At 72.3% G+C, this 3,414-nt stretch carries 3 protein-coding genes; 2 read left to right on the top strand and 1 reads right to left on the bottom strand.

Annotated features, from left to right (window positions below; translation table 11 throughout):
• Positions 1-522: 522 nt before the first annotated feature.
• A complete protein-coding gene (gene hpf, locus ABD308_RS05880; RefSeq protein ID WP_344327871.1) occupies positions 523-1,215 on the top strand; it encodes a ribosome hibernation-promoting factor, HPF/YfiA family in 693 nt (230 codons plus the stop codon).
• Positions 1,216-1,411: 196 nt separating this feature from the next.
• The gene (locus ABD308_RS05875; RefSeq protein WP_380761436.1) at positions 1,412-2,170 is read left to right on the top strand and encodes a response regulator; all 759 of its coding nucleotides are present in this window, start codon (positions 1,412-1,414) and stop codon (positions 2,168-2,170) included.
• Between the two features lie 50 nt (positions 2,171-2,220).
• On the opposite strand, the gene ABD308_RS05870 is transcribed toward ABD308_RS05875, so the two are convergent.
• The coding region (locus tag ABD308_RS05870; protein WP_425554699.1) for a winged helix-turn-helix domain-containing protein at positions 2,221-3,414 on the bottom strand (1,194 nt) is incomplete at its 5' end.

The following is a 3,414-nucleotide window of genomic DNA, read 5'->3' as shown; positions in this document are numbered from 1 at the left end:
TGGCGAGGAGGTGCCGGCAGCCCGGGCAGAGCCGGCCGCGGTCGGCGCCGCAGCCCGCGCAGGAGGCCGGGACCAGCACGTCGAGCAGCCCGGCCAGGGCGTGGGCGAACGGCCCTTGGGCGGACTGCGGCGGGGGTGGTGCGGAGGTCGGCGGCACGACTGCTCCTCCCGGTCTCGGAACGGAGAGTGAGCAAAGAATGCGCCGTACGGGGGGTGTTGTCCAGGTATTTACCTGTGTTTCACTCGCAGGAGGGTAGACGGTGGGCAACGGGTTGACGGCCCGCCCCATTAGTCCGTCATACCCGAACTCTCCGCTGGGGAGGCGAAAACTCCGTGTGAGGTGTTCGATGAGCCCCAGGGGGTTTCAACCGTCCCTGATGGGGAGGAAGTGAGGTGAGGGCCAGTCGTTCCCACCGTTTCCGGTGGGACGGAGGGCCGGCGGAAGGATTGGCTGGTCCGGCTGGTCTCAGTCCGGTCCGGTAGCACCCGGACCGGCGACAGAACGAGGGATCGGAGTTCTGCGTGGACATCGTTGTCAAGGGCCGCAAGACCGAGGTGCCCAAGAGGTTCCGGGATCACGTGGCCGAGAAGCTGGAGAAGGTCCAGAAGTTCGACACCAAGGCGATCAGCCTCGATGTCGAGGTGTCCAAGGAACACAACCCGCGGCAGGCCGACAGGTCGGACCGCGTGGAGATCACTCTCCGTACCCGTGGTCCGGTGATCCGGGCCGAGGCCGCCGCCGCCGACCCTTACGCGGCGCTCGACCTGGCCTCGGCGAAGCTCGACGCCCAGCTGCGCAAGTCCGCGGACCGGCGTCGGGTCCACAAGGGCGGCAACGGCCGCACCCCGATCAGCGTCGCCGAGGCGACCGCGGCCCTGGCCGCGCTGCCCGAGACGCCGCCGTCGGAGAGCGCGACCAACGGGGCCGTCCGCAAGACCATGATGGGATCCCTGGAAGTGGAGGGCGAAGGCCCGCTGGTGGTCCGGGAGAAGACGCACCCGGCCGCCCCGATGGCGCTCGACCAGGCGCTCTACGAGATGGAACTGGTCGGTCACGACTTCTACCTCTTCGTGGAGAAGGACAGCGGCCTGCCGAGCGTCGTCTACCGCCGGCACGGTTACCACTACGGTGTGATCCACCTGAAGGCCGACGGCTCGACCGTCGAGGCGGGTGGCGCCGGCGGTGCGATCGGCGCGGGCGACGACGAGGACTGACCGTCCGAGCAGCATGGGAGGGTGACCCCGGTGGCCGGTGCCGCCGGGGTCACCGGCGTTCCGGGGCCGGTTCCCCGCGCCGCCGGGCCGTCGCACAGGTCACCCGATGCGGGCCGATCGGCGCCGGAGGGTGACCGAAGGGTGCTCCGGCCGTGGAATGATTGGCGCACGACGACCGGCGACGGGGGAGGAGCGGATGGGGGATCACTTCGGGCTGGGGCCCGCAACGGGGCCGGTCGCGGGGGTGTCGCCCGGCCCGGGGGCGGAGCCCGAGTACGCCCTGCGCCGGGGGGAGCCGATCCGCGTCCTGGTGGTGGACGACCACGCGCTGTTCCGCCGCGGCCTGGAGATCGTGCTGGCCGAGGAGGAGGACATCACCGTCGTCGGTGAGGCCGGGGACGGCGCCGAGGCGGTGCTCAAGGCCGCCGACCTGCTGCCGGACATCATCCTCATGGACGTCAGGATGCCGCGCCGCAGCGGGATCGAGGCCTGCACCGCGATCAAGGACGTCGCGCCCAGCACCAAGATCATCATGCTGACGATAAGCGACGAGGAGGCCGACCTCTACGAGGCGATCAAGGCGGGCGCCACCGGGTACCTGCTCAAGGAGATCTCCACCGACGAGGTCGCCACCGCGATCCGCGCGGTCGCCGACGGGCAGTCCCAGATCAGCCCGTCGATGGCGTCCAAGCTGCTCACCGAGTTCAAGTCGATGATCCAGCGCCGGTCCGACGAGCGGGAGTTGGTGCCCGCGCCGCGGCTGACCGACCGGGAGCTGGAGGTGCTGAAGCTGGTGGCCACCGGGATGAACAACCGGGAGATCGCCAAGGAGCTGTTCATCAGCGAGAACACCGTGAAGAACCACGTGCGCAACATCCTGGAGAAGCTCCAGCTGCACTCCCGGATGGAGGCCGTGGTGTACGCGATGCGGGAGAAGATCCTCGAAATAGGGTGAGCGCGGGGGCCGTTGGGCCCCCGCCGCGGCTTCGCGCCCCCGCGTGCCGCTCAGCCGAGCAGCCGCTCCAGCGGGGGGCGGAGCGCCTCGTCGGGCAGCGTCCCGATCCGGACGCCGTCGCAGCCCACCCAGGAGGCCGCCTCGCGCAGCGCCCCGGCCAGCGCCTCCAGGTGCCGGGGGGAGTCCAGCGATATCTGACGGGCCACCAGCGTGCGCCCCTCGCGGGCCGGATCGACCCGGCCGACCAGCCGCCCGCCGGTCAGCAGCGGCATCGCGAAGTAGCCGTGCACCCGCTTGTGCTTGGGGGTGTAGGCCTCCAGCCGGTGGAGCATGCCGAAGATCCGCTCGGTGCGCGGGCGGTCCCAGATCAGCGAGTCGAACGGCGAGAGCAGCGTGGTGCGGTGGCGTCCGCGCGGCGCCGCGGCGAGCGCCCCGGGGTCGGCCCAGGCCGCGCCCGGGGAGCCGTCCGGCCCCCAGCCGGCCACCTGGACCGGCACCAGGCCGGAGTCGGGCAGCACCGCGTCCAACTGGTCGGCGCGCAGCCGGTGGTAGTCGAGCAGATCGGCCCGGGTGGCCACGCCGAGGGCCGCGCCGGACTGCGCGACCAGGGTCCGCAGGCACTCCTCGTCCGTCGGCTCGGCGGCGAACAGCTCGGCGGGGACGGCCTGTTCGGCCAGGGCGTAGACGCGCTTCCAGCTCCGGCGCTCGGTGCAGACCACGTCCCCGAAGGCCAGCGCCCGCTCCACCGCGATCTTGGTGTCCGACCAGTCCCACCACTCGGCGGTCTTCTTGGCGCCGCCCAGCTCGGTGGAGGTGAGCGGGCCCTCGGCGCGCAGTTTGTCGAGCACGGTGCGGTACGTCGCCGCGTCGACCTGCTTGCCCCAGACGTGCGCCTTGGCACGGTAGCCCCGGCGGCGGAAGGCGAACAGCGGCCACTCCTCGACCGGCAGCACGCAGGCGGCGTGCGACCAGTACTCGAAGCCGCTGCCGGAGCCCCAGTACGCCGCCTCGACCGCCGGACGGCCGACCGCGCCGAGCCGGGCGTACGGGACCAGCTCGTGCGAGCGGGCCAGCACCGAGATGGTGTCGAGCTGCACGGAGCCGAGCCGGCGCAGCATTCCGCGCACCCCGCCCCGGCGGTCCGGGGCGCCGAGCAGGCCCTGGGCGCGCAGGGCGATCCGGCGGGCGTCGTCGGCGCCGAGGACGGTCACCGGGGCGGGGGCCGAGGAGGACGGGCCGGGGGG

It is taken from the genome of Kitasatospora putterlickiae (assembly GCF_039527695.1).
GTDB lineage: Bacteria > Actinomycetota > Actinomycetes > Streptomycetales > Streptomycetaceae > Kitasatospora > Kitasatospora putterlickiae.
The sequence above is the reverse complement of the archived record's forward strand: the minus strand, read 5'-3'. Positions and strand labels throughout refer to the sequence as shown.